At 59.0% G+C, this 18,288-nt stretch carries 16 protein-coding genes and 1 pseudogene; 5 read left to right on the forward strand and 12 right to left on the reverse strand.

Features of this window, described 5'->3' with window-relative positions; genetic code table 11:
- Positions 1 to 13: 13 nt before the first annotated feature.
- The 6 genes from QMK58_RS02735 to QMK58_RS02760 are packed head-to-tail and all read right to left on the reverse strand — an operon-like array spanning position 14 to position 4,247.
- On the reverse strand, positions 14 to 1,693 hold the full coding sequence (locus tag QMK58_RS02735) for an AMP-binding protein (RefSeq protein ID WP_320395839.1): 1,680 nt from the start codon (positions 1,691 to 1,693) through the stop codon (positions 14 to 16).
- Entirely contained in the window at positions 1,690 to 2,235 is a 546-nt protein-coding gene (locus tag QMK58_RS02740; protein ID WP_053153469.1) for a hypothetical protein, read from the reverse strand. Before QMK58_RS02740 ends, QMK58_RS02735 begins: the two co-directional genes overlap by 4 nt.
- Positions 2,232 to 2,486, reverse strand: a complete 255-nt coding sequence (locus QMK58_RS02745) for an acyl carrier protein (protein ID WP_007992314.1) — start codon at positions 2,484 to 2,486, stop codon at positions 2,232 to 2,234. Before QMK58_RS02745 ends, QMK58_RS02740 begins: the two co-directional genes overlap by 4 nt.
- 9 nt (positions 2,487 to 2,495) lie before the next feature.
- Positions 2,496 to 2,756 carry a phosphopantetheine-binding protein gene (locus tag QMK58_RS02750; RefSeq protein WP_053153472.1) on the reverse strand — a complete coding sequence of 87 codons (261 nt, stop codon included), beginning with the start codon at positions 2,754 to 2,756 and terminating at the stop codon, positions 2,496 to 2,498.
- Entirely contained in the window at positions 2,737 to 3,546 is an 810-nt protein-coding gene (locus QMK58_RS02755) for a lysophospholipid acyltransferase family protein (RefSeq protein ID WP_053153475.1), read from the reverse strand. Before QMK58_RS02755 ends, QMK58_RS02750 begins: the two co-directional genes overlap by 20 nt.
- Positions 3,522 to 4,247, reverse strand: coding sequence for a beta-ketoacyl synthase chain length factor (locus QMK58_RS02760; protein WP_320395840.1), 726 nt, complete (start codon positions 4,245 to 4,247; stop codon positions 3,522 to 3,524). Before QMK58_RS02760 ends, QMK58_RS02755 begins: the two co-directional genes overlap by 25 nt.
- Positions 4,248 to 4,603: 356 nt before the next feature.
- On the opposite strand from QMK58_RS02760, the gene QMK58_RS02765 reads away from it, so the two are divergent.
- On the forward strand, positions 4,604 to 5,374 hold the full coding sequence (locus QMK58_RS02765; RefSeq protein WP_053153482.1) for a ParA family protein: 771 nt from the start codon (positions 4,604 to 4,606) through the stop codon (positions 5,372 to 5,374).
- A 17-nt stretch (positions 5,375 to 5,391) separates the two neighbouring features.
- On the opposite strand, the gene trxC is transcribed toward QMK58_RS02765, so the two are convergent.
- The 5 genes from trxC to QMK58_RS02790 all read right to left on the reverse strand — a co-directional run bounded on the left by trxC (position 5,392) and on the right by QMK58_RS02790 (position 13,205).
- Complete coding sequence (trxC, locus tag QMK58_RS02770) at positions 5,392 to 5,826, reverse strand: thioredoxin TrxC (RefSeq protein WP_053153485.1); 435 nt, start codon at positions 5,824 to 5,826, stop codon at positions 5,392 to 5,394.
- A 73-nt stretch (positions 5,827 to 5,899) separates the two neighbouring features.
- On the reverse strand, positions 5,900 to 7,363 hold the full coding sequence (gene selO / locus QMK58_RS02775) for a protein adenylyltransferase SelO (RefSeq protein WP_320395841.1): 1,464 nt from the start codon (positions 7,361 to 7,363) through the stop codon (positions 5,900 to 5,902).
- A gap of 48 nt (positions 7,364 to 7,411) precedes the next feature.
- Positions 7,412 to 10,762 (reverse strand): mechanosensitive channel MscK, encoded by a 3,351-nt coding sequence (mscK, locus tag QMK58_RS02780; protein ID WP_053153491.1) that lies wholly within the window; start codon positions 10,760 to 10,762, stop codon positions 7,412 to 7,414.
- Between the two features lie 34 nt (positions 10,763 to 10,796).
- A complete protein-coding gene (locus tag QMK58_RS02785) occupies positions 10,797 to 12,539 on the reverse strand; it encodes a potassium/proton antiporter (protein ID WP_053153494.1) in 1,743 nt (580 codons plus the stop codon).
- Between the two features lie 261 nt (positions 12,540 to 12,800).
- Entirely contained in the window at positions 12,801 to 13,205 is a 405-nt protein-coding gene (locus QMK58_RS02790) for a hypothetical protein (RefSeq protein ID WP_156322295.1), read from the reverse strand.
- A gap of 528 nt (positions 13,206 to 13,733) precedes the next feature.
- On the opposite strand from QMK58_RS02790, the gene QMK58_RS02795 reads away from it, so the two are divergent.
- The 4 genes and pseudogenes from QMK58_RS02795 (at position 13,734) to QMK58_RS28860 (ending at position 16,298) form a co-directional block, all read left to right on the forward strand.
- On the forward strand, positions 13,734 to 13,964 hold the full coding sequence (locus tag QMK58_RS02795) for a hypothetical protein (RefSeq protein WP_053153499.1): 231 nt from the start codon (positions 13,734 to 13,736) through the stop codon (positions 13,962 to 13,964).
- Positions 13,961 to 14,260, forward strand: coding sequence for a cell division protein ZapA (locus QMK58_RS02800; RefSeq protein WP_053153502.1), 300 nt, complete (start codon positions 13,961 to 13,963; stop codon positions 14,258 to 14,260). The genes QMK58_RS02795 and QMK58_RS02800 overlap by 4 nt, the downstream gene beginning before the upstream one ends.
- Positions 14,261 to 14,405: 145 nt before the next feature.
- Positions 14,406 to 15,434, forward strand: a pseudogene (locus QMK58_RS28855) (cache domain-containing protein); the annotation flags it as partial.
- 132 nt (positions 15,435 to 15,566) lie between these two features.
- Positions 15,567 to 16,298 (forward strand): methyl-accepting chemotaxis protein, encoded by a 732-nt coding sequence (locus QMK58_RS28860; protein WP_371259750.1) that lies wholly within the window; start codon positions 15,567 to 15,569, stop codon positions 16,296 to 16,298.
- Positions 16,299 to 16,437: 139 nt separating this feature from the next.
- On the opposite strand, the gene QMK58_RS02810 is transcribed toward QMK58_RS28860, so the two are convergent.
- Positions 16,438 to 18,240, reverse strand: coding sequence for an acyl-CoA dehydrogenase (locus QMK58_RS02810; protein WP_320395842.1), 1,803 nt, complete (start codon positions 18,238 to 18,240; stop codon positions 16,438 to 16,440).
- Between the last annotated feature and the right edge of the window lie 48 nt (positions 18,241 to 18,288).

Raw genomic sequence — 18,288 nt, forward strand, 5'->3', positions numbered from 1 at the left:
CCCTCGCCACAGGTTATGCATTCAAAGCCTCCAGCAAGATCCGCCCGCTGGAGCAGGTTGCAGTCTCATTGCGATAGGCGAAATACAGTTTGCCGCGAGTTGGGTCGAAACGCAGGTGCAGCTGGATTTCATCACCGGGACGCACCAGCTGCTGGAATTTCAGTACTTCCATGCCGGCGAATTTTTCCGGCAGGTTCATCAGTTGCTGTCCCAGGTTCAACGCCCACTCCACCTGCACCACACCGGGCAGAACTGGCGCAGTGGGGAAGTGACCGCTGAAGTAGGCCAGATCCGGTGGCACGGCCAGTTGCAGGCTCCACTCGCCATCGGTTTCGGTTTGCTCCAGTACTTGTGGCGCCTTGGGGCGTGGTGCCATCAGCAAGGCGTCGACTTCAGCTTGAGGCAGTTTGCCCTGGGCATTGAGCGGCAGTTGTCGAAGCAAGCGCCAGCGACGTGGCAGGGCGAGGGCCTCACAGTGTTGACTCAGATGCTTGCGCAATTGCTCAGTCACGCTGCGTCGACCCTGATTGCGCAGGGCATGCAGACCTGTTTCGGTCAGTACCAGCAAGGCCCCCAACGAGGCGCGGTTTTCCTGGACGACGCCCAGACGCGTTTCGGCGACCCATTCATGGGTTGCAAGTGCCTGTTCCAGCATCGGCAGCGAGATACGTTTTTCTTCCAGTTTGACGATCCGGTCCAGTCGTCGGAGTAATTCGAACCGGCCATCAGCGGTGATTCTCGCGGAGTCGGCGGTGTGTTCGACATAGCCGATTGGTAAATACGGCGAAGCAATCAGCAGCGCGCCGTCACCGTCCTGGCTCAGCACAACATCGGCGAAAGGCTGCCAGAGTCCGGAGCCCTGGCGCCAGGCAATGCCGCCGGTTTCCGAGCTGCCGAAGATTTCCGTCGGCCATTGCCCAAGGCGTTGCTGCAGGTTCTGTGCGGCTTCAGCCGGCAAGGCGCCGCCGGAAGAAAACACCCGACGCACCGCGCTCAAGGCAGGCCAGTCGAGGTTGTCGCCCATACGCTTGAGCAACGCGGGGCTTGCGATCCAGGCAAAGGCGGGGTGTTCGCGGCTGGCGCGCTGCAGGTCCTCCGGAAAGGCCAGTTGCCGACGCACGAACGGGCGCCCGGAGCACAGCGGCCACAGCACCCGAAACAGCAGGCCGTAGATGTGCTGGGTGGCGACGCTTCCGATGATGCACGCTGGCCCCAGGTCCGCTCCCCACAACTGTTCCAGGGCTTCGACTTCATTGGCCAGTTGGCGCAGATTTTTTTCGATGCGCTTGGGCTCGCCACTGGAACCGGAAGTGCACAGATTGAGCTGGCAGTGATCCAGATCCAGAGCGGCGCCATCCAATGGCGGATGGCGATAGTCGCTCAGGTGGGCATCGCCGGTTTGATCGGTGAGCCACAGGTCAACGTTCCTGGACCAGCGCTGGCGGGTCTGTGGCTGCAGGTCGGCGGGCAGCAGTACGCTGACCCCGGCGCGCCAGGCGCCGAGCAGCGCGACCGCCAGATCGGCGGCATCCTCAAGGTGCACGGCCATCTGGCGCACGCCCTGGGTTTGCAGGCCGGCAGCCAGGCGCAGCGCCCGGTCGCACAGCTGAGCATGGTCCAGCGTCGGAGCGCTCGTCACGGCGCGCTCCGGCTGCGTCTTGAGCAACAGATGCTCAAGTTTTATCCAATTCATGGGTGGCCTCGTACCCGTTGGCGTATCAGCCATTCAATGGCAAACATCAGGCCTATCAATCCGTAGGAAATCAGACCGGTGTACAACATCCACCAGCTCAGCGGCGCCCACAGCGTCAGGGCGGCGGCGCACAAACCGTTGCAGAGAAAAAACACGCTCCAGGCGATGGTTACCTGGCGGGTATAACGAATGGCCTTGGCTGGCAGGTGCGGCTCGCGCAGACGGGCCAGGCGTTCGACCATCGGCGGGCCGAATTTGAGGCTCAGGCCGAACAATCCCAGCATGAACCCGCTGATTAATACGGGATACCAGCGCAGCAGCGCCGGGCTGTCCAACAGCGCCAGCAACAGACAGAAACCAATGGCCGCTGTAGCCATCCACTGGCTGCCGGGGCGTCTGCGGCCGGTCAGCGCACGGGCCAGCCACAGGCTGCCCAGCAGCAGTGCGAACTGCCACGGCGCGAAGTGTTCCATGCCGAAATACACCGCAAAGGGGTACAGCAGGCCTGCCAGCAACAGGCCGAGGCCGATCAGTCGGCTCATGCGGCCGGTTGAACAAGACGGTAGACAGCCTCGACCACGTCGCTGACCGTGCGCACCGACTTGAATTCTTCGGCGGCGATTTTCTTGCCGGTCTGGCGTTTGATGTGATCGATCAGGTCGACCGCATCGATGCTGTCGATTTCCAGATCCTGATACAGGTTGGATTCGAGGCTCACGCGCTCGGGGTCCAGTTCAAACAGCTCGACCAAGGCATCGCGCAAGGTGTTGAAAATGTCGTCACGAGTTTGCATGGTCCGGTCTCAAGCTGCCTGTTTTGCGGTGACGAACGCTGCAAGGCTCGCCACGTTGCTGAAATGATTGCGCGTGTCCTTGGCGTCTGCATCGATTTTGATGCCGTACTTTTTCTGAATGGCCAGGCCGAGTTCCAGGGCATCGACGGAGTCCAGGCCCAGTCCTTCGCCGAACAGCGTCTGGTCATCGCCAATGTCTTGTGCGCTGATGTCTTCAAGGCCCAGGGCTTCGATGATCAGGTCTTTGATTTCACGGTGTAGATCGCTCATCTTCGGCGAGCTCCTTGATAAAGTAAGAATGCAGATAATCGTTGAGCTTGCGCGAGGCTTGAGGGGCGGGCCCCTGTACGGCGTACGCCTGTGGGTCTATATCGGCCCCGACACGGAAACTGAAATGCACGCGCCGTTTGGGTATGCGATACCAGGGTTCGGCCTTGGTCAATGTCGTCGGGTTGACCTTGATTACCACGGGAGTGAGGATTTTCGCACCGCGCAAGGCGATTGCCGCGCCACCCCGATGAAAGGCCGGTGTCTGGCCGGGTTGTGTGCGGGTGCCCTCGGGAAAAATGATCAGGGTCTGGCCGCTTTTCAGTGCGTCTGCGGCGGTATCGAGCATGTCCATGCTGCCGTCGTTGCTGATGTAATCGGTGCGGCGCAGCGGGCCGCGAGTGAAGGGGTTCTCCCACAGACTTTGCTTGACCACGCAATTGGCATGGCGCACCAGCCCGATCAGGAACACCACGTCGATCAGCGACGGATGATTGGCAATGATCATCTGTCCCGGGCGGCCGAGTTTTTCCGCACCCTCGATATCGTAGGTCAGCACACCGGTTCGGGCCATGAACTGCACGAAAAACCAGAAGCAACGACTGACGGTTTTTCGTGCACGCAGCCGATGGGTCTGGGCGTCGCCCGGCAGACAGCTCAACAACGGGAAAACCAGCAGGCGCAGGCACATACCGCCCAACCCGAACAGGGTGAAGCTCGCGGCGGTCGCCAACAGGCGCCAATAATAAGCGTCGCGGTTCTTTTCAGTCACGGATTGCGTTGCCAGGTCCATACACGATTTTTCCAGGCATGTTGGCAGGTTGTTTGCTGGTCAAGCAGCGCCCGCAACAGATTCAAGGCATGGGGCCCGCGGGATTTGGACAACGCATTCGAAGGGCTGTTCAGGGTCAACTGCCAGTCATTGCCGGGAGTGATCAACAGGCCGACGGCATAGGGAAATGGCACATCATCAATCCAGGCCGAATACGCCTCGGGCGGTTGCTCCTCGGTCACAACGAGTAACACCGCCGGAGCGCCTTCGCTCAGCAGCGCCGCCGCCTCCAGCATACCGTGTTCAAGGCCGTCTCCAGCGGCGGCGAGGGCCGTCATCTCGCTGGTCTCATTGCGCATGATCGACCACAGGCCGATGATCGCGTTGTGCACCGAAAGGCTGAACTGGGTCGGCGACAGCGGCTGATCAACGGCCAGATCGCTGAGAATGTCGAAGGTGCGCGGGGTTTCGCCATGACGAGAAATAAAGACCAACGGAAGGTCCTGGAGACCATCGGCCAAGGGCCAGCCGACACTGAACGCCATCCGTGCCAGTCGGCTGAGTCGCCGACGCTGCATGGCTGGCAGGAACGAGACGTCAGGAGCGGCATCGCTGACCGGCAGCACGACAGGTTGTCGGCTCCAGGCTTGCCAATCGTCCACGCTTTCGAGCCCTGGAGCCCATGCGCGCCATTGGGCGATATTGAAATTGATCACAGACATTTCATCCCGCCCCTGAGGGGCTTCCTGACGCGGTAAGTGGTCGAAAACCGTGCCTCACGCTACGTGGCGCCAGGCGCCGAGTGGTGCGCATTATCCCGGTGCCGGGAACGTGTAGCAAATGCCGGTTGCATTTTGCTCAATCAGACGGACTGGTTAGAGAGCAAATACATGTTGGTTGCCAATTATTCGCATTTTAATCTGCCCGTCTGTCGTCTCTTATGGTTGTTGATTGTGGTACTTGCGGCTTTTTCGATAGGAGATCGCCACTGACTGTGTAGTCCCGATCCCAGCGAGGTAGCGAAGCAGTACCGAGGACCACTACACTCGGTCATTCTTTGATACGCGGAGGTTTTGACATGCGGCGTGTGGTGTTCAATCAGAAAGGTGGCGTTGGCAAATCCAGCATCGCCTGCAATCTGGCAGCGGTCAGTGCCAGCGAGGGCTTTCGCACCCTGTTGGTGGATCTCGATGCCCAGGCGAACTCCACCCAGTATCTGACGGGGCTTACCGGCAGTGACATCCCGATGGGGATCGCCGATTTTTTCAAGCAAACCCTGTCATCCGGACCGTTCTCCAAGAAAAACCAGGTCGACATCTACGAAACACCGTTCGACAACCTCCACGTCATTACGGCCACCGCCGAACTGGCGGATTTGCAGCCAAAGCTGGAAGCCAAGCACAAGATCAACAAACTGCGAAAGTTGCTCGAAGAGTTGAGCGAGGACTATGACCGGATTTATCTCGATACTCCGCCAGCGCTGAACTTCTACGCAGTATCAGCACTGATTGCCGCCGATCGTGTGCTGATTCCCTTCGATTGCGACAGTTTCTCCCGGCAGGCGTTGTATGGCCTGATGGCGGAGATCGAAGAGTTGAAGGAAGACCACAACGAGGGGTTGGAAGTCGAAGGCATCGTCGTCAACCAGTTCCAGGCCCGTGCCAGCCTGCCACAGCAGATCCTCGACGAACTGATAGCCGAAGGATTGCCAGTGCTGCCGGTGTACCTGGCCAGTTCAGTGCGTATGCGCGAATCGCATCAGGCCAACACTCCGCTGATCCATCTTGATCCGCGGCACAAGTTGACCCAGCAATTTGTGGAGCTGCACAACCTGCTGGAAAACGCCTGAAGAACAAAAGAACGGTGTCAAACCCCTTGGCTGCGCAACCAGCTCATCAATTGCGGTAACGGGAAGGCCCCGCTCTGCCGGGCGACTTCCCGGCCGTTCTTGAACAGGATCAGGCTCGGAATCGAGCGAATCCCCAACTGTGCCGACAACTGCGGGTTCGCCTCGCTGTCCAGCTTGGCCAATCGGCACTTGCCTGCCAGTTGCGCCGCGGCCTGCTCGAATACCGGCGCAAACGACTTGCACGGCCCGCACCAGTCAGCCCACACGTCCACCAGCAACGGCAGATCACCCTTGATCTGGCTGGCGTAGTCGCCTTGCTTGAGCTCAAAGGGCTTGTTCAGCAGCACTTCAGCTTTGCATCGCCCGCATTTCGGGTGGTCACTGAGACGTTCGGCCGGGATGCGGTTGAGGCCGTTACAGTGGGGGCAGGGGATGAGGAGTGGCTCGGTCATGACAAATCGTCCAGTCGAAAGCGAATGATCCTTATCTGGAGACATGACTCCAGGTTTTCAATTGTGCAGCGCTTCACGACGAACAACTGATCTCCAGATGCTTGCCCCACTCCGGTGGTCGCTCGGCGTAACTCTCCATCCCTGGTTGCTCCTCGAACGGATTGCTCAGCACCGCGTGCAGTCGGCGGACTTGCGTATAGTCGCCGCTCTCTGCCGCATCGATAGCTTTCTGCGCAAGATAGTTGCGCAGGATGTACAGCGGATTGACCGCATGCATTCGCTGACGTCGTTTTTCCTGGTCTAGCTCACCATCGCGGGTAACCCGGGCAAGATAAAGCTCGGCCCAAGCATCAAAACCTTTGAGGTCGACGAAGTCATCGCGCAATCGAGCGGTGGCAGCTTGTGGCGCCTCTTCACCCAAACGCCGGAAAAACAGGCTGTAATCGACGCCGCTGTTCTGCATCAGTTGCAGCAACTGCTCCAGCAGTTTCTGGTCATCCTCTTCGGCCGTTGTCAAGCCGAGGCGGCGGCGCATCAGGTCCAGGTAATGGGCCTGGAACAGCGGCAGGTACAGGCCGAGAGTTTCACGCAGGGCTTCAACGCTGATGAACGGCGTCAGGGCCTGGGCCAGGGCGCTGAGGTTCCACTGGCCGATGGGCACCTGGTTGCTGAAGGAGTAACGGCCTTGGTCATCGGAATGGTTGCAAATGAAATTGGCGTCGAAGTCGTCGAGGAAGGCGAATGGGCCGAAGTCGAAAGTGATGCCGAGGATCGACATGTTGTCGGTGTTCATCACGCCGTGGCAAAAACCGTAGGCCTGCCATTTGGCGATCAGTTCGGCGTTGCGCTCGACGATCTCGCGGAACATCGCCAGGTACGGTTCCGGTTGCTCAAGGCATTCCGGGAAATGCATGGCCAGCACATGATCGCCGAGTACTTTCTGTTGCTCGGGGCGTTTGGTGTAGTAGAAGTATTCGAAGTGCCCGAAACGCACATGGCTCGGCGCCAGGCGCAGGACCATGGCGGCACGCTCCTGTTTTTCGCGCCACACCGGTGTATCGGAGCCGATGACGCACAGCGCCCGGGTGGTCGGGATGTTCAGCGCGTGCAGGGCTTCGGAGGCAAGAAATTCGCGGATCGAGGAGCGCAGCACGGCGCGACCATCGCCCATGCGTGAAAACGGTGTCTGGCCGGCGCCCTTGAGATGCAGGTCCCAGTGCTCGCCCGCCTCGTTGTACACCTCACCCAGCAACAGGCCGCGACCATCACCCAGTTGCGGGTTGTACGAACCGAACTGATGGCCGGAATAAACCATTGCCCGAGGCACCGCATCGGCCCACAACTTGTGGCCGCTGAACAGTTCGGCGAACTCCGGTGTTTCGGCCACGGTCGGGTCGAGGTTCAGCAGCGCCATGGCAGCAGGGCTGGCGACTACCAGGCGCGGATTGTCGATGGGCTCAGGCAGCACATGGGCGGAAAAGGTGTCGCCCAGGCGGTCGAAGCGATTATCGAAGGTCAGTTCGTCGAGGGCTTTCAAGTGCCGGCTCCAGCAGAATGTCCGAGCATTCTGCTGGGGAATGGCCTGTTAGTCGAGTTTGGCCGCCGGCGGTTGTTGCGGAGGCTGGCCATCAACGATCGGCACAATGGTTTTCGCTTCCGGCTCGATGGGCACCATCTTGTACTCCTGGCCATGAAGGTTCTTGAGGTAGACCTCCATCTGCCGGAACGAGATGTTGATGTGCTGCTTCTTGAACTCGCGGTTGATGAAGCGGTTGACCTCGTCGAGCACCGGGTTGCGGTCGCCGAGGTCGCGCACGTGCATGCGCAACTCGTGATCGAGGGTGCTTTCGCCGAAGTTCAGGAAATACACATGAGGTTCGGGGTCTTTCAGCACACGCGGGTTATCGCGGGCAGCTTTCAGCAGCAGTTCTTTCACCAGATCGAGATCCGAGCCGTAGTCGACGCCGAGCTTGAGTGTTACCCGGGTGATGGTGTCGGTGAGGGACCAGTTGATCAGTTGCCCGGTAATGAACGTCTTGTTCGGAACGATGATGTCTTTGCGGTCGAAGTCGGTGATGGTCGTGGCGCGGATGCGGATCTTGCTCACCGTGCCCGACAGGTTGCCGATGGTGATGGTGTCACCGATCCGTACCGGACGCTCGAACAGGATCATGATGCCGGAGATGAAGTTGGCGAAGATCTCTTGCATGCCGAAACCGAGTCCGACCGACAGCGCCGCCACCAGCCATTGCAACTTGTCCCAACTCACACCGAGGGTCGACAGGGTCGAGACAAAACCGACACCGGCAATCACGTAGGACAGCAGCGTAGTCGTGGCATAGGCGCTGCCTTGGGCGAGGTTGAGCTTGGACAACACGAAGACTTCAAGCAGACCCGGCAAGTTTCGCGCGAGGGCGAAGGTGATGCCGATGATGATCAGTGCGCCCAGCATGTCGCCGATGCTGATCGGCACCATGCTCATGTTGGCGCCGGTGCCGCTGGTGTATTCGTAAAGGGTGATGTTGTCGAGGTACGAAAACACCGTGATAAGGTCAGCCCAGACCCAGTACAGCAACGCCATGAAACCACCGAGCAAGGCCAGGCGGATCAGTCGCAGCGACTGTTCGTTGACCTTTTCGATGTCCAGGGTCGGCTCTTCAATGACCGCTTCGCCGTCGCCGGCCTCTTTCGCCGCCTGACGTTTGGTCAGGGCACGCTGATAGGCCAGGCGTCGGGCTGCAACGCTGAGGCCGCGGACGAAGGTGGCTTCGATTACCAGCCAGAACATCAGCAGGTACAGGGTGTTGATCAAGCGGTCGCTGAGTTTCAGTGCGGTGTAGTAGTAGCCGAAGCACACCGCGACGAACAGCGCGACCGGCAGGGCGGTAAACAGGATGCCCACGACCTTGCGGAACAGCGAGGCGTTTTCGTGGGTCGGGCTGCTGATCAGCAAGCGGCTGAGCAGCAAAGTCATCAAGGCGTAGCAGGTGAGCACCACCGGCATGCCGATTACGTCGTCGGCCAGCCCCGCCGGTTGCAGTTCGGCAACGGCCACCACCGCGACCAGCGCCATCACGACCATGCCGAGACGGCGGACCCAGCCGCGAAGGAATTCGACCTGAGGCTTTTCCCAACGGAAATGCAGTTCGGCCACGCCACCCGGCGCGAGGATCCGATAGGCGGTGTAGAACACCAGCCATGCCTGAGCCATTTGCAGCAGCGCCGCGCCCATATTGGCGTTTTGCCCGCGGGCATCGATTTGCAGGGCCAGCCCGCACAAGGCGAGGCCAAGGGACACCGGCATCGCCAGCAAAATGTTGATCAGAATGGCTTGTGGTGTGTGCCACTGGCTGTCGCGCTTGAAGTGGCCGATATCCTGGTGAACCTTGTTCAGTCGGGCATACAGTTGCTTGCGGCGCCACAGCAGGGCGCCGATCAACAGAGCCAGTGGCAGGAACAGCAGCGGTCGCTGGGTCAGGCCATCGGTCAGTTCGCTCAGGCTTGAGGCCAGGGGCAGTGTGTCGATCTGACGTTGCAGGCGATCCGGCACGCTGTGGATCCATTCCAGGTCCAGTGGCTTGTTGCTGGGAATCCAGAACATCTGCTCATCGAGCGTGGCCCGCAGGCTTTGCGCGGTACTGAGCAATTGCTTCTGGTTCAACTGCAGGGTGATGGATTCGTTGAGGACCGCACTCAGTTCCCGGTTCAGACGTTCCAACAGGTCGGCACGGGTGGTGGCCAGCTCCAGCAGGCTCTTGCGCAGCTGCGGGGTGACTTGCTCGGGCGGCTGGGTCGACAGCAGGTTATCGACGTAGGTGGCCGGGTTGCTGAGCAACTCCCGTTGCTGGCTGACTTCGAACTGATAGAGGCGAATGTCGGCGATCTGGTCGGCCAGGTCGCGGTCGACCTTGAGGCGCGGCAGGGCCTGCTTTTGCTTATAGAGAATCTTCGAAAGCAGCAGGCTGCCTTTGAGCACGTTGATCTGTTCATCCAAAGCCGAGTCGCTTTGGGTCACGCTGTCGAGTTGCTGCTTGGTCTGCAGATTTTTCTGAGTGACTTCGTTGAGGCGGTCAGTGCTTTTGAGCAGGTAGTCCGAGAGCTTCAGGTTGGCCGTGCTTTCGGTCGCCAGCAGGCTGCTGCCGCCGGATTTCTGCGCTTCGATCGACTGTTGGGTGACGGTCTCCTGAGACTGCGCCAGGCGCTTCTGGTTGATCAGGTTCTGCAGTTCCTGAATTTCATGATCCAGGCGATCGGACCGTTCCGACAACAGGTCATGCTGACTGTTGCCCAGATCCTGCAGTTGAGTGTTGCCGGCCAGTTCCTGGCGACGCAGCGGGATCAGGGCGTTGAGCGCCGCGAGTTCGGCATTGAGCTGGTCGCGTTGCTCGGCGCTCAAGGTCTTGCCGGCGTCTTTGCCGGCCTTGAGGATGTTGTTGATCTGCTGGATGCGTGTCTGGCTGGTGGAGATTTCAGCCTGCGCGCGCTCCGGACGGGTCTGGGCGGTGATGATCAGACTGTTGGCGTCGGCAAGGGCTTTTTGCAGATCGCTTTGCTGTGTCGAGCGCTCGGTGAGCAATTGCTCCAGCTGCTGGATGTTTTCTTTGGCGAAACGCTGTGCCACCGGCACCACACTGGTGGCTTTGAGCCGCGTCAGCTCACGCTGGTTCTCGATGGTCTGTTTGGGTGCGCTGCTCAGCTGTTGCTTGAGTTCGGCCAGTTTCTGCTCGTAATCACGCTGATTGTTGAGATGAGTCAGCGTGCCTTGCAGAACGGATTGCAGAGCCTTTTGGTCCGCCTCCGGCAGTTTACGATCAGCGATCTTGTCCAGACTCGTCTGCACGGCTTCGCGGGTGGGCGGTTCGGCGGCTTGCAAGGGGCCGACGGAGAGACTCAGGCCCAGCAGGGCCATGATGAAAAAGGTGCGCAGGCTTGACATAGAGACCGATTAAAAAGCTGACGAGAAATGGAGTTTAGAGGAAGAGTCCCGGACCCGGGCGACTTCCTTCGGGGAATCTGACGCCCACTTTGCCGATCTTGTTCCCCTCCATGACGGCAACGGTCCAGATGGTGTTGTTCCATTCCACCTGGTCGCCAACCACCGGCGCGCCCCCCACTTTCTGGGCAATGAAGTGGCCCAGGGACATGTCCGGGTCGATGCCTTCGACTTTCAGGCCATACAGGGCGGCAACCGCCGCCAGCTGGGCGTCTCCTTCGAGTACGAAGTCGCCGAAGAAACGCAAATCGAGGCCCCGTTGCGGCGCCTGGCTGAAGAGTTTTCCGAGGGCCGGCAGGTTGTGTTCATGGCCGATAACACACAGTAAATCATCGACTTCCAGCACCGTACTACCCGACGGATGGAGCAATTGCTGGCCACGAAACAGGGCGGCAATGCGGGTGCCTTCGGGCATTTTCAGTTCACGAAGTGGTGAACCGATGCACCATTTTTCCGCGCCGAGTCGATAAACGAAAAGCTCCCACTCACTGGTGACGTGTACTTCCAGGGCAGAGCGTGAGATCGGCGCGGGCTCCGGCGGTACCGTCACTTTCAACAGTTTGGCGACCCACGGCAAACTCGTGCCCTGCACCAGTAGCGACACCAGCACGATGAAGAACGCGAGGTTGAAATACAGCTGGGCGTTAGGCAGGCCGGCCATCAGCGGGAACACCGCCAGAATGATCGGGACCGCGCCCCGCAGGCCGACCCAGGAAATGAACGCTTTTTCCCGGCCATGGAAGGCCTTGAACGGCAGCAAGCCAACGACCACCGACAGCGGCCGGGCAAACAGAATCATCCACAGCGCCAGTGCCAGTGCGGGCAGCGCAATCGGCAGCAGGTCGTGGGGTGTGACCAGCAGGCCCAGCACCAGGAACATGCCGATCTGCGCCAGCCATGCCATGCCGTCGAGCATGTGCAGGATGCCGTGACGGCTGCGTACCGGGCGGTTACCGATCACCAGACCGCAGATGTACACCGCCAGGAAGCCGCTGCCGTGCAGGGCGTTGGTCAGGGCAAAGACGACCAGCCCGCCAGCGATGACCAGGATCGGATACAAACCGGTGGCCAGATTGATGCGGTTGACCAGTTGCAGCATGAGCCAGCCGCCACCGAGTCCGATGACGCCGCCGATGCCGAATTCGCGCAACAGATGAGTCAGCAGGCTCCAGTGCAGGCCTGTCTGGCCGCTGGCGAGCATATCGATCAGGGTGACGGTGAGAAACACCGCCATCGGGTCGTTGCTGCCGGATTCGATTTCCAGGCTGGCGGTCACCCGTTCGTTCAGACCCTTGCCCCCCAGCAGCGAGAATACTGCCGCGGCATCGGTGGAGCCGACGATGGCGCCGATCAGCAGGCCTTGAATCAGGTTCAGGTCGAACAGCCATGCGGCCGCCATACCGGTCAGCCCGGTGGTTATCAACACTCCGACCGTCGCCAGCGACAACGCTGGCCATAACGCCACACGGAAGCTCGAGACCCGTGTACGCAAGCCGCCGTCGAGCAGGATCACGGCCAATGCGAGGTTGCCGACCAGATAAGCCGTGGGATAGTTATCGAAAATAATGCCGGCGCCATCGACGCCGGCCGACATGCCCACGGCCAGGATGATCACCAGAATCGGGATGCCGAGGCGGGACGAGAGAGAACTCACCAGAATGCTAGCACCCACCAGCAACGCGCCGATCAAGAACAGGCTGTTGATGGTTGTCGCATTCAAAGGCAGTACTCCAGAAAAGCTGAAAGGCGGGGCGCAGACTGACCATGCAGTCTGCGTGCCAGCGATTCTAACCTGTTGAATTGAGTCGCTGTCAAAAAAGCTTTTGAAGATGACTGTTTTTGGTGGTGCCTGCTGATTTGCTAACTGTTGAGTCAATTAGAGATTCAACGGATGATAATCAGATTTTGTTTTGAACAGGATGCTCTTGTCTTGCCGGGTTTTCAGATGGGTTTGAAAGTGCAAACAAATTTATCTGAAGGCTCAAGACCAGCCTGAGCCTGCGATATCTCCCAAGCGCACAAAACCTGTTACGGTAACGGCTAATAATGTTTTGGTGTGGAGGATTTTTACTATGATTTGGCTTTGGTTGTTGTGAGGCGTGTAGTTTACAAAAGCATCGCCTGGGTTCCTCAGTTCGGAGGGGTCGGAAAGATTGAAGTTTAGCGTGTTCACGCCGAGGTTTTTCAATGCTTTCAACATGTCGATGCGGTCTTTGCCCGTTTCAAAACTGGCGATGTATTGCACTTCGCTGATTGCTGCAAGGGAATCTTCAATGCCATAGGTAACGCCGCCCCTGTCGTTAGTTGTCAGGGTGATGCTCTGGCTTGTTGTGGCAGTGCTCCGGGGTTCGGACATGGAGGCCGGTGTTTCTTGATTGTTTGACATGGTAGTTGTTCTCGCTTTTATATAAATAAATTCTGGTGGGTTTTAATGTTGGCCGCAGATTGGCGGCAATTAAAATTATTCCATGGTTGTAATTATGTTTGCGAGCGAGAGTTTGGTTCTGAGTGTTTCGCTTGTTTTTAATAAGTGTAAGTGGTGTTTTGGATTTATCGAGTTTGTCGAGTTTTAGCCACTTGCACATTATTGGGTTTAGACATGGAGTGGTTTGATAGCGTTTGTTCGGGGGGCGTGTAAACGTCCGTGCTTACCATCAGGGAGTGCACCTCGGGCGGCCGATAGAAGATGAATGCCCTGTGCGTTGCCGATCTGAGCGATTGAACCCTCTGTCATTCAGCCAGTTGCACCCTTCGGCGACGAAGTGCAGGAACCAGATCGGCCATTCACAGTCTTTAAAACTCGCGAGGAAGGTCGCCCGGCAGGAAAATCAAGGCTTTGCGCCGGTATAACCCTGGCATCCAGGGTGACTTTTCTTTATCGTACGCGCCCTTTGAAAATGCCCGGAAAATCAAAATGTTGGAAGCATCCCTAAGCCAATTGGAACAACTGGTCAGCGACCTGGTGCAACAGAACCAGGCTTTGCTCGGCACCAACCAGACCCTGACTGCAGAACTGGCCCAGGCCAAAGACGAAAACGAAAGCCTGCAATTGAGCCTGATGGAACAGGAAGAGAAGCAAGGCGCCACCGCCGCTCGCATCCAGGCACTGGTTGAGCGCGTCAGCGCTGGCCCTGTCAGCGCATGAGTTACGGTCCGGGGGTGAAAGTCGTCTCGATTCTGGGGGAGGACTATTCGATCAAGGCGCCGGCCGGGGAAGAACAAACCCTGCTCGACGCTGCGATGATGTTGAAAGCTGCCCTGGACGACACCAAAAGGAAGTACCCGACGCTGATCGGTGACCGACTGCTGGTGCTGGCCGCAATGAATCTGTGCTCTCAGCAGATCGAAATGAAAAAGCAGCACAAGCTCGAACTCGACCGTTACCAAGAGCAAGTCAGCGCCACGGTTGAAGTGATTTCCAAGACGATCAATCAGGCCTGATCGGCTTTGCGCACAACCAAAGAATAAATTGTCGATTTTGATGTATACAATCGGCACGGCTGTTGCAGTGTTTCAGCCTCTTATTCTTTGGGGGTGCTCCATGCAGTTCTGGCGACGCAGTATTCAATGGCAATTGATCCTGAGCATGGGCAGCGCCCTGTTGGTCAGTATCCTGATTGTGGTTGGCATTTATACCCTCGTGGTCAACCGCCTCGCCCAGAGCTACCTGGTCGAGCAAGCCTTGCCGTCGAGCATCGAAGCGATGCGCAACGACATCGAGCGCATCCTTGTCCAACCCCTCACCGCCGCCAAGGACATCGCCAGCAACAGCATGGTGCGTGACTGGCTGGCCGCAGGTGAAGACAGTGCCCAGGTCGGTGCCTTCACCACTTATCTGGAAGGCATTCGAGGCGAGCACAAAGCCTTTACTGCGCTGATTGTCGGCACTGCCTCCAACCATTACTTCAGCGAAAAAGGCCTGGACCGCACCCTCAGCCGCTCCAATCCAAAAGACGCCTGGTTTTATGCATTTCTCGACAGCCACCAGCCGCGCACCCTCAATATCGATAACGACACGGCCACCGGAGAATTGGCGCTTTTCATCGACATCAAAGTCGAACAGGCCGGTAAAGTCGTGGGTGTTGCAGGGCTTGGATTGAGCATGAAAGAGCTGTCGGAGATTATCCACAATTTCAGTTTTGGTGAGCGCGGCAAGGTCTATCTCGTGCGTTCCGACGGTTTGATCCAGGTTCATCCCGAGGCGCAATTCAGCGGTAAACGCACCCTCACCGAGCAGATCGGCGATGTCGCGGCGCGCGCCGTCATGGGTCAAAAATCTGCCACCAGCAATAGCTTCCAGCGTGATGGCGAAGATTTTCTTGCGTTGAGCCTGCCACTGCGCGATCTCGGCTGGACGTTGGTTGCCGAAGTGCCGCAGTCACAAATCTACGCCGAGGCCCGCCGCGCCATGTGGATGAGCAGCGGCATTGGCCTGGCGGTGGCAATGGTGTGCCTGTTGCTGGTCGTCTTGTTGGCACGAGGGTTGGTAAGACCGATTCGTCAGGTAACAGCGGCGCTGGTGGCCATCGGTAGCGGTGGTGGAGATTTGACCCACCGGTTAGATTCCAGTCGCGCCGATGAGCTGGGTGATCTGGCGCGTGGGTTCAATCGCTTCCTCGACAGTCAGCGCGACATGATCGGCGAAGTGCTCACCACCAGCGAACGCCTGCGCACGGCGGTGGGGCAAGTGGCCAAGGTTGTGGATAACACTGCTGAACGCTCTGGACGCCAGCAGGAGATGACCGACATGGTCGCCACGGCGGTTCACGAAATGGGCCTGACGGTTCAGGAAATCGCGCAGAACGCAGGCAATGCGGCGGTCGCGTCGCAAACGGCGCGGGATGAGGCGATGCAGGCGCGGGAAGCGGTCGGTGGCTCGATTCGGCATATCGAAAGCATGTCTGACGAAATAGGCGTCGCCGCCAGCGCAGTGGGCGAATTGGCCCATCAAGTGGCATCCATCGATCAGGTGCTGGCGGTGATTCGCGGCATATCCGAGCAAACCAACCTGCTGGCGCTCAACGCTGCCATTGAAGCAGCGCGGGCCGGGGACATGGGGCGCGGGTTTGCGGTGGTTGCCGATGAAGTGCGCACCTTGGCAAGACGTACGCAGTCGTCCACTGATGAGATCCAGCAGATGATTGGTAGTCTCAAGCAGGGCGCGGAGAACGCCGTTTCCTCGATGCATAGCGGTCAAGCGGCGACAGGGACAGGCGTCGAATCGAGCCAGCGCACGGGAGCCTCGTTGACCGCCATTACCGGACAGGTCGAACGCATCAGCGACATGAATCACCAGGTGGCGACGGCGACGGAAGAGCAATCGGCGGTGACCGAGGAAATCAATCGCAACGTGCAGGGTATTTCCGACCTGGCGCGGGCGACGGCGGGAGAGGTCAGGGGCTGTCGGGATGATTGTCAGACGTTGCAACGGTTGGCAGATGATCTGGCGCGGCAGATGGGTGGGTTCAAGTTGAAGTGATGTGTTGTTTGTTCTGACGCCATCGCGAGCAAGCTCGCTCCTACAGGTTTTGTGTCGAACACATTATTCGTGAACGACCGGATCCCTGTAGGAGCCGGCTTGCCGGCGATTGGATCTCAAGGGCGGCAAAAGCCCCGGATCAAAACCACTCATCCTGCATCCCCAGGCACACATCATCCCGCGCCTCAAGAATCGCCAGCTCATGATGGCAACCCGGCACTTCCCACGTCAGGAAGTACCGCGCCGCCTGCAGCTTGCCTTTGTAGAAGCTCACATCCGCCGCATTCCCCTTGGTCAAGCCTTCCTCGGCGCGGATCGCCTGTTCCAGCCAGCGCCAGCCGATCACCGTGTGACCAAACACTTTCAGGTACAGCGCCGAGTTCGCCAGGCTGCTGTTGACCTTGCCCTGGGCCAGATCGGTCAGCAGGCCGATGGTCACGGCTTGCAGTCGGGCCACCAGTTTTTCCAGCGGTTCACGCAGTGGCGTCAATGAATCAAACGCCTGTGCTCGCTCGCCAGTGTCGGCGATCAGGCGGATCAGTTGTTTCAGTCCTGCACCACCGTTCTGCGCCAGTTTGCGCCCCAGCAGGTCCAGCGATTGAATACCGTGGGTGCCTTCGTGGATCGGGTTCAGGCGGTTGTCGCGGTAATACTGCTCGACCGGATACTCGCGGGTGTAGCCATGGCCGCCGAGGATCTGGATCGCCAGCTCATTGGCCTTCAGGCAGAACTCAGACGGCCAGGATTTAACGATCGGCGTCAGCAGGTCCAGCAGCTCATGGGCCTGCTTGCGCTCGGCTTCGGTCGCAAGTGTGGTGGTGTCATCGAACAGGCGCGCCGCATACAGGCCGAGGTCGAATGAGCCTTCGACGTAGGCCTTTTGTGTCAGCAGCATGCGCTTGACGTCGGCGTGGTTGATGATTGCCACCGGAGCAGTGTTCGGGTCTTTGCTGTCCGGCACGCGGCCTTGCGGGCGCTCGCGGGCGTATTCCAGCGAGTACAGGTAACCGGCGTAGCCGAGCATCACCGCGCCCATGCCGACGCCGATCCGCGCCTCGTTCATCATCTGGAACATGTAGCTCAAGCCCTGATGCGGCTTGCCCACCAGATAGCCGACACAGTCACCGTTATCGCCGAAGTTGAGCGCGGTGGACGTGGTGCCGCGCCAGCCCATCTTGTGGAACAGACCGGCGAGCAACACGTCATTGCGCTTGCCGAGGCTGCCGTCATCGTTGACCAGGATTTTTGGCACGATGAACAGCGAGATGCCTTTCACCCCGGCCGGCGCGTCCGGCAGCTTGGCCAGGACCATGTGCACAATGTTTTCCGACAGCGAGTGATCACCGCCGGAAATGAAGATTTTGTTGCCCTTGAGGCGATAGGTGCCGTCAGACGCAGGTTCTGCGCGGGTACGAATATCCGACAACGATGAGCCGGCGTGCGGTTCGGTGAGGGCCATGGTGCCGAAAAAGCGGCCGTCGATCATCGGTTGCAGGAAGCGCTGCTTCTGTTCGTCAGTGCCGAAGCTTTCGATCAGGTTTGCCGCGCCCATGGTCAGGAACGGATAAGACGTCGAAGCGGCGTTGGCTGACTGGAAGTGCGAAAAACAGGCTTGGGACAGCAATGTAGGAAGTTGCATGCCGCCAGCATCGAAACTGCGAGCGGCGTTGAGGAAACCGGCTTCGAGGAAGGCTTCCACTGCCGGTTTTACTTCCGGAATCAGAATCGCCTGACCGTTCTCATAGCGCGGCTCATTCTCGTCGCCCTTGCGGTTGTGCGGGGCGAAGAGCTTCTCGGCGATGCTGCGGGCGGTGCCAATGGCGGCATCGAAGGTTTCGCGGTTGTGCTCGGCGAAACGCTCACGCTGGGTCAGGCCCTCGGCATCAAGGACTTCATACAGCTCGAAAGCCAGATTGCGGGAACTGAGCAACGTCTCTGACATGGCGGCCTACCTTTTGTTGGAATGGGCCGAGTCTAAGATGGGGAATAG

This window comes from Pseudomonas sp. P8_241 (assembly GCF_034008315.1).
Lineage (GTDB): Bacteria > Pseudomonadota > Gammaproteobacteria > Pseudomonadales > Pseudomonadaceae > Aquipseudomonas.

What these genes read in the sequence shown, in the direction of transcription:
- QMK58_RS02735 (WP_320395839.1), bottom strand. Translation starts at nt 1,693, where the DNA reads ATGAATTGGATAAAACTTGAGCATCTGTTGCTCAAGACGCAGCCGGAG.
- QMK58_RS02740 (WP_053153469.1), bottom strand. Translation starts at nt 2,235, where the DNA reads ATGAGCCGACTGATCGGCCTCGGCCTGTTGCTGGCAGGCCTGCTGTAC.
- QMK58_RS02745 (WP_007992314.1), bottom strand. Translation starts at nt 2,486, where the DNA reads ATGCAAACTCGTGACGACATTTTCAACACCTTGCGCGATGCCTTGGTC.
- QMK58_RS02750 (WP_053153472.1), bottom strand. Translation starts at nt 2,756, where the DNA reads ATGAGCGATCTACACCGTGAAATCAAAGACCTGATCATCGAAGCCCTG.
- QMK58_RS02755 (WP_053153475.1), bottom strand. Translation starts at nt 3,546, where the DNA reads ATGGACCTGGCAACGCAATCCGTGACTGAAAAGAACCGCGACGCTTAT.
- QMK58_RS02760 (WP_320395840.1), bottom strand. Translation starts at nt 4,247, where the DNA reads ATGTCTGTGATCAATTTCAATATCGCCCAATGGCGCGCATGGGCTCCA.
- QMK58_RS02765 (WP_053153482.1), top strand. Translation starts at nt 4,604, where the DNA reads ATGCGGCGTGTGGTGTTCAATCAGAAAGGTGGCGTTGGCAAATCCAGC.
- trxC (WP_053153485.1), bottom strand. Translation starts at nt 5,826, where the DNA reads ATGACCGAGCCACTCCTCATCCCCTGCCCCCACTGTAACGGCCTCAAC.
- mscK (WP_053153491.1), bottom strand. Translation starts at nt 10,762, where the DNA reads ATGTCAAGCCTGCGCACCTTTTTCATCATGGCCCTGCTGGGCCTGAGT.
- QMK58_RS02790 (WP_156322295.1), bottom strand. Translation starts at nt 13,205, where the DNA reads ATGTCAAACAATCAAGAAACACCGGCCTCCATGTCCGAACCCCGGAGC.
- QMK58_RS02795 (WP_053153499.1), top strand. Translation starts at nt 13,734, where the DNA reads ATGTTGGAAGCATCCCTAAGCCAATTGGAACAACTGGTCAGCGACCTG.
- QMK58_RS02800 (WP_053153502.1), top strand. Translation starts at nt 13,961, where the DNA reads ATGAGTTACGGTCCGGGGGTGAAAGTCGTCTCGATTCTGGGGGAGGAC.
- QMK58_RS28860 (WP_371259750.1), top strand. Translation starts at nt 15,567, where the DNA reads ATGGTCGCCACGGCGGTTCACGAAATGGGCCTGACGGTTCAGGAAATC.
- QMK58_RS02810 (WP_320395842.1), bottom strand. Translation starts at nt 18,240, where the DNA reads ATGTCAGAGACGTTGCTCAGTTCCCGCAATCTGGCTTTCGAGCTGTAT.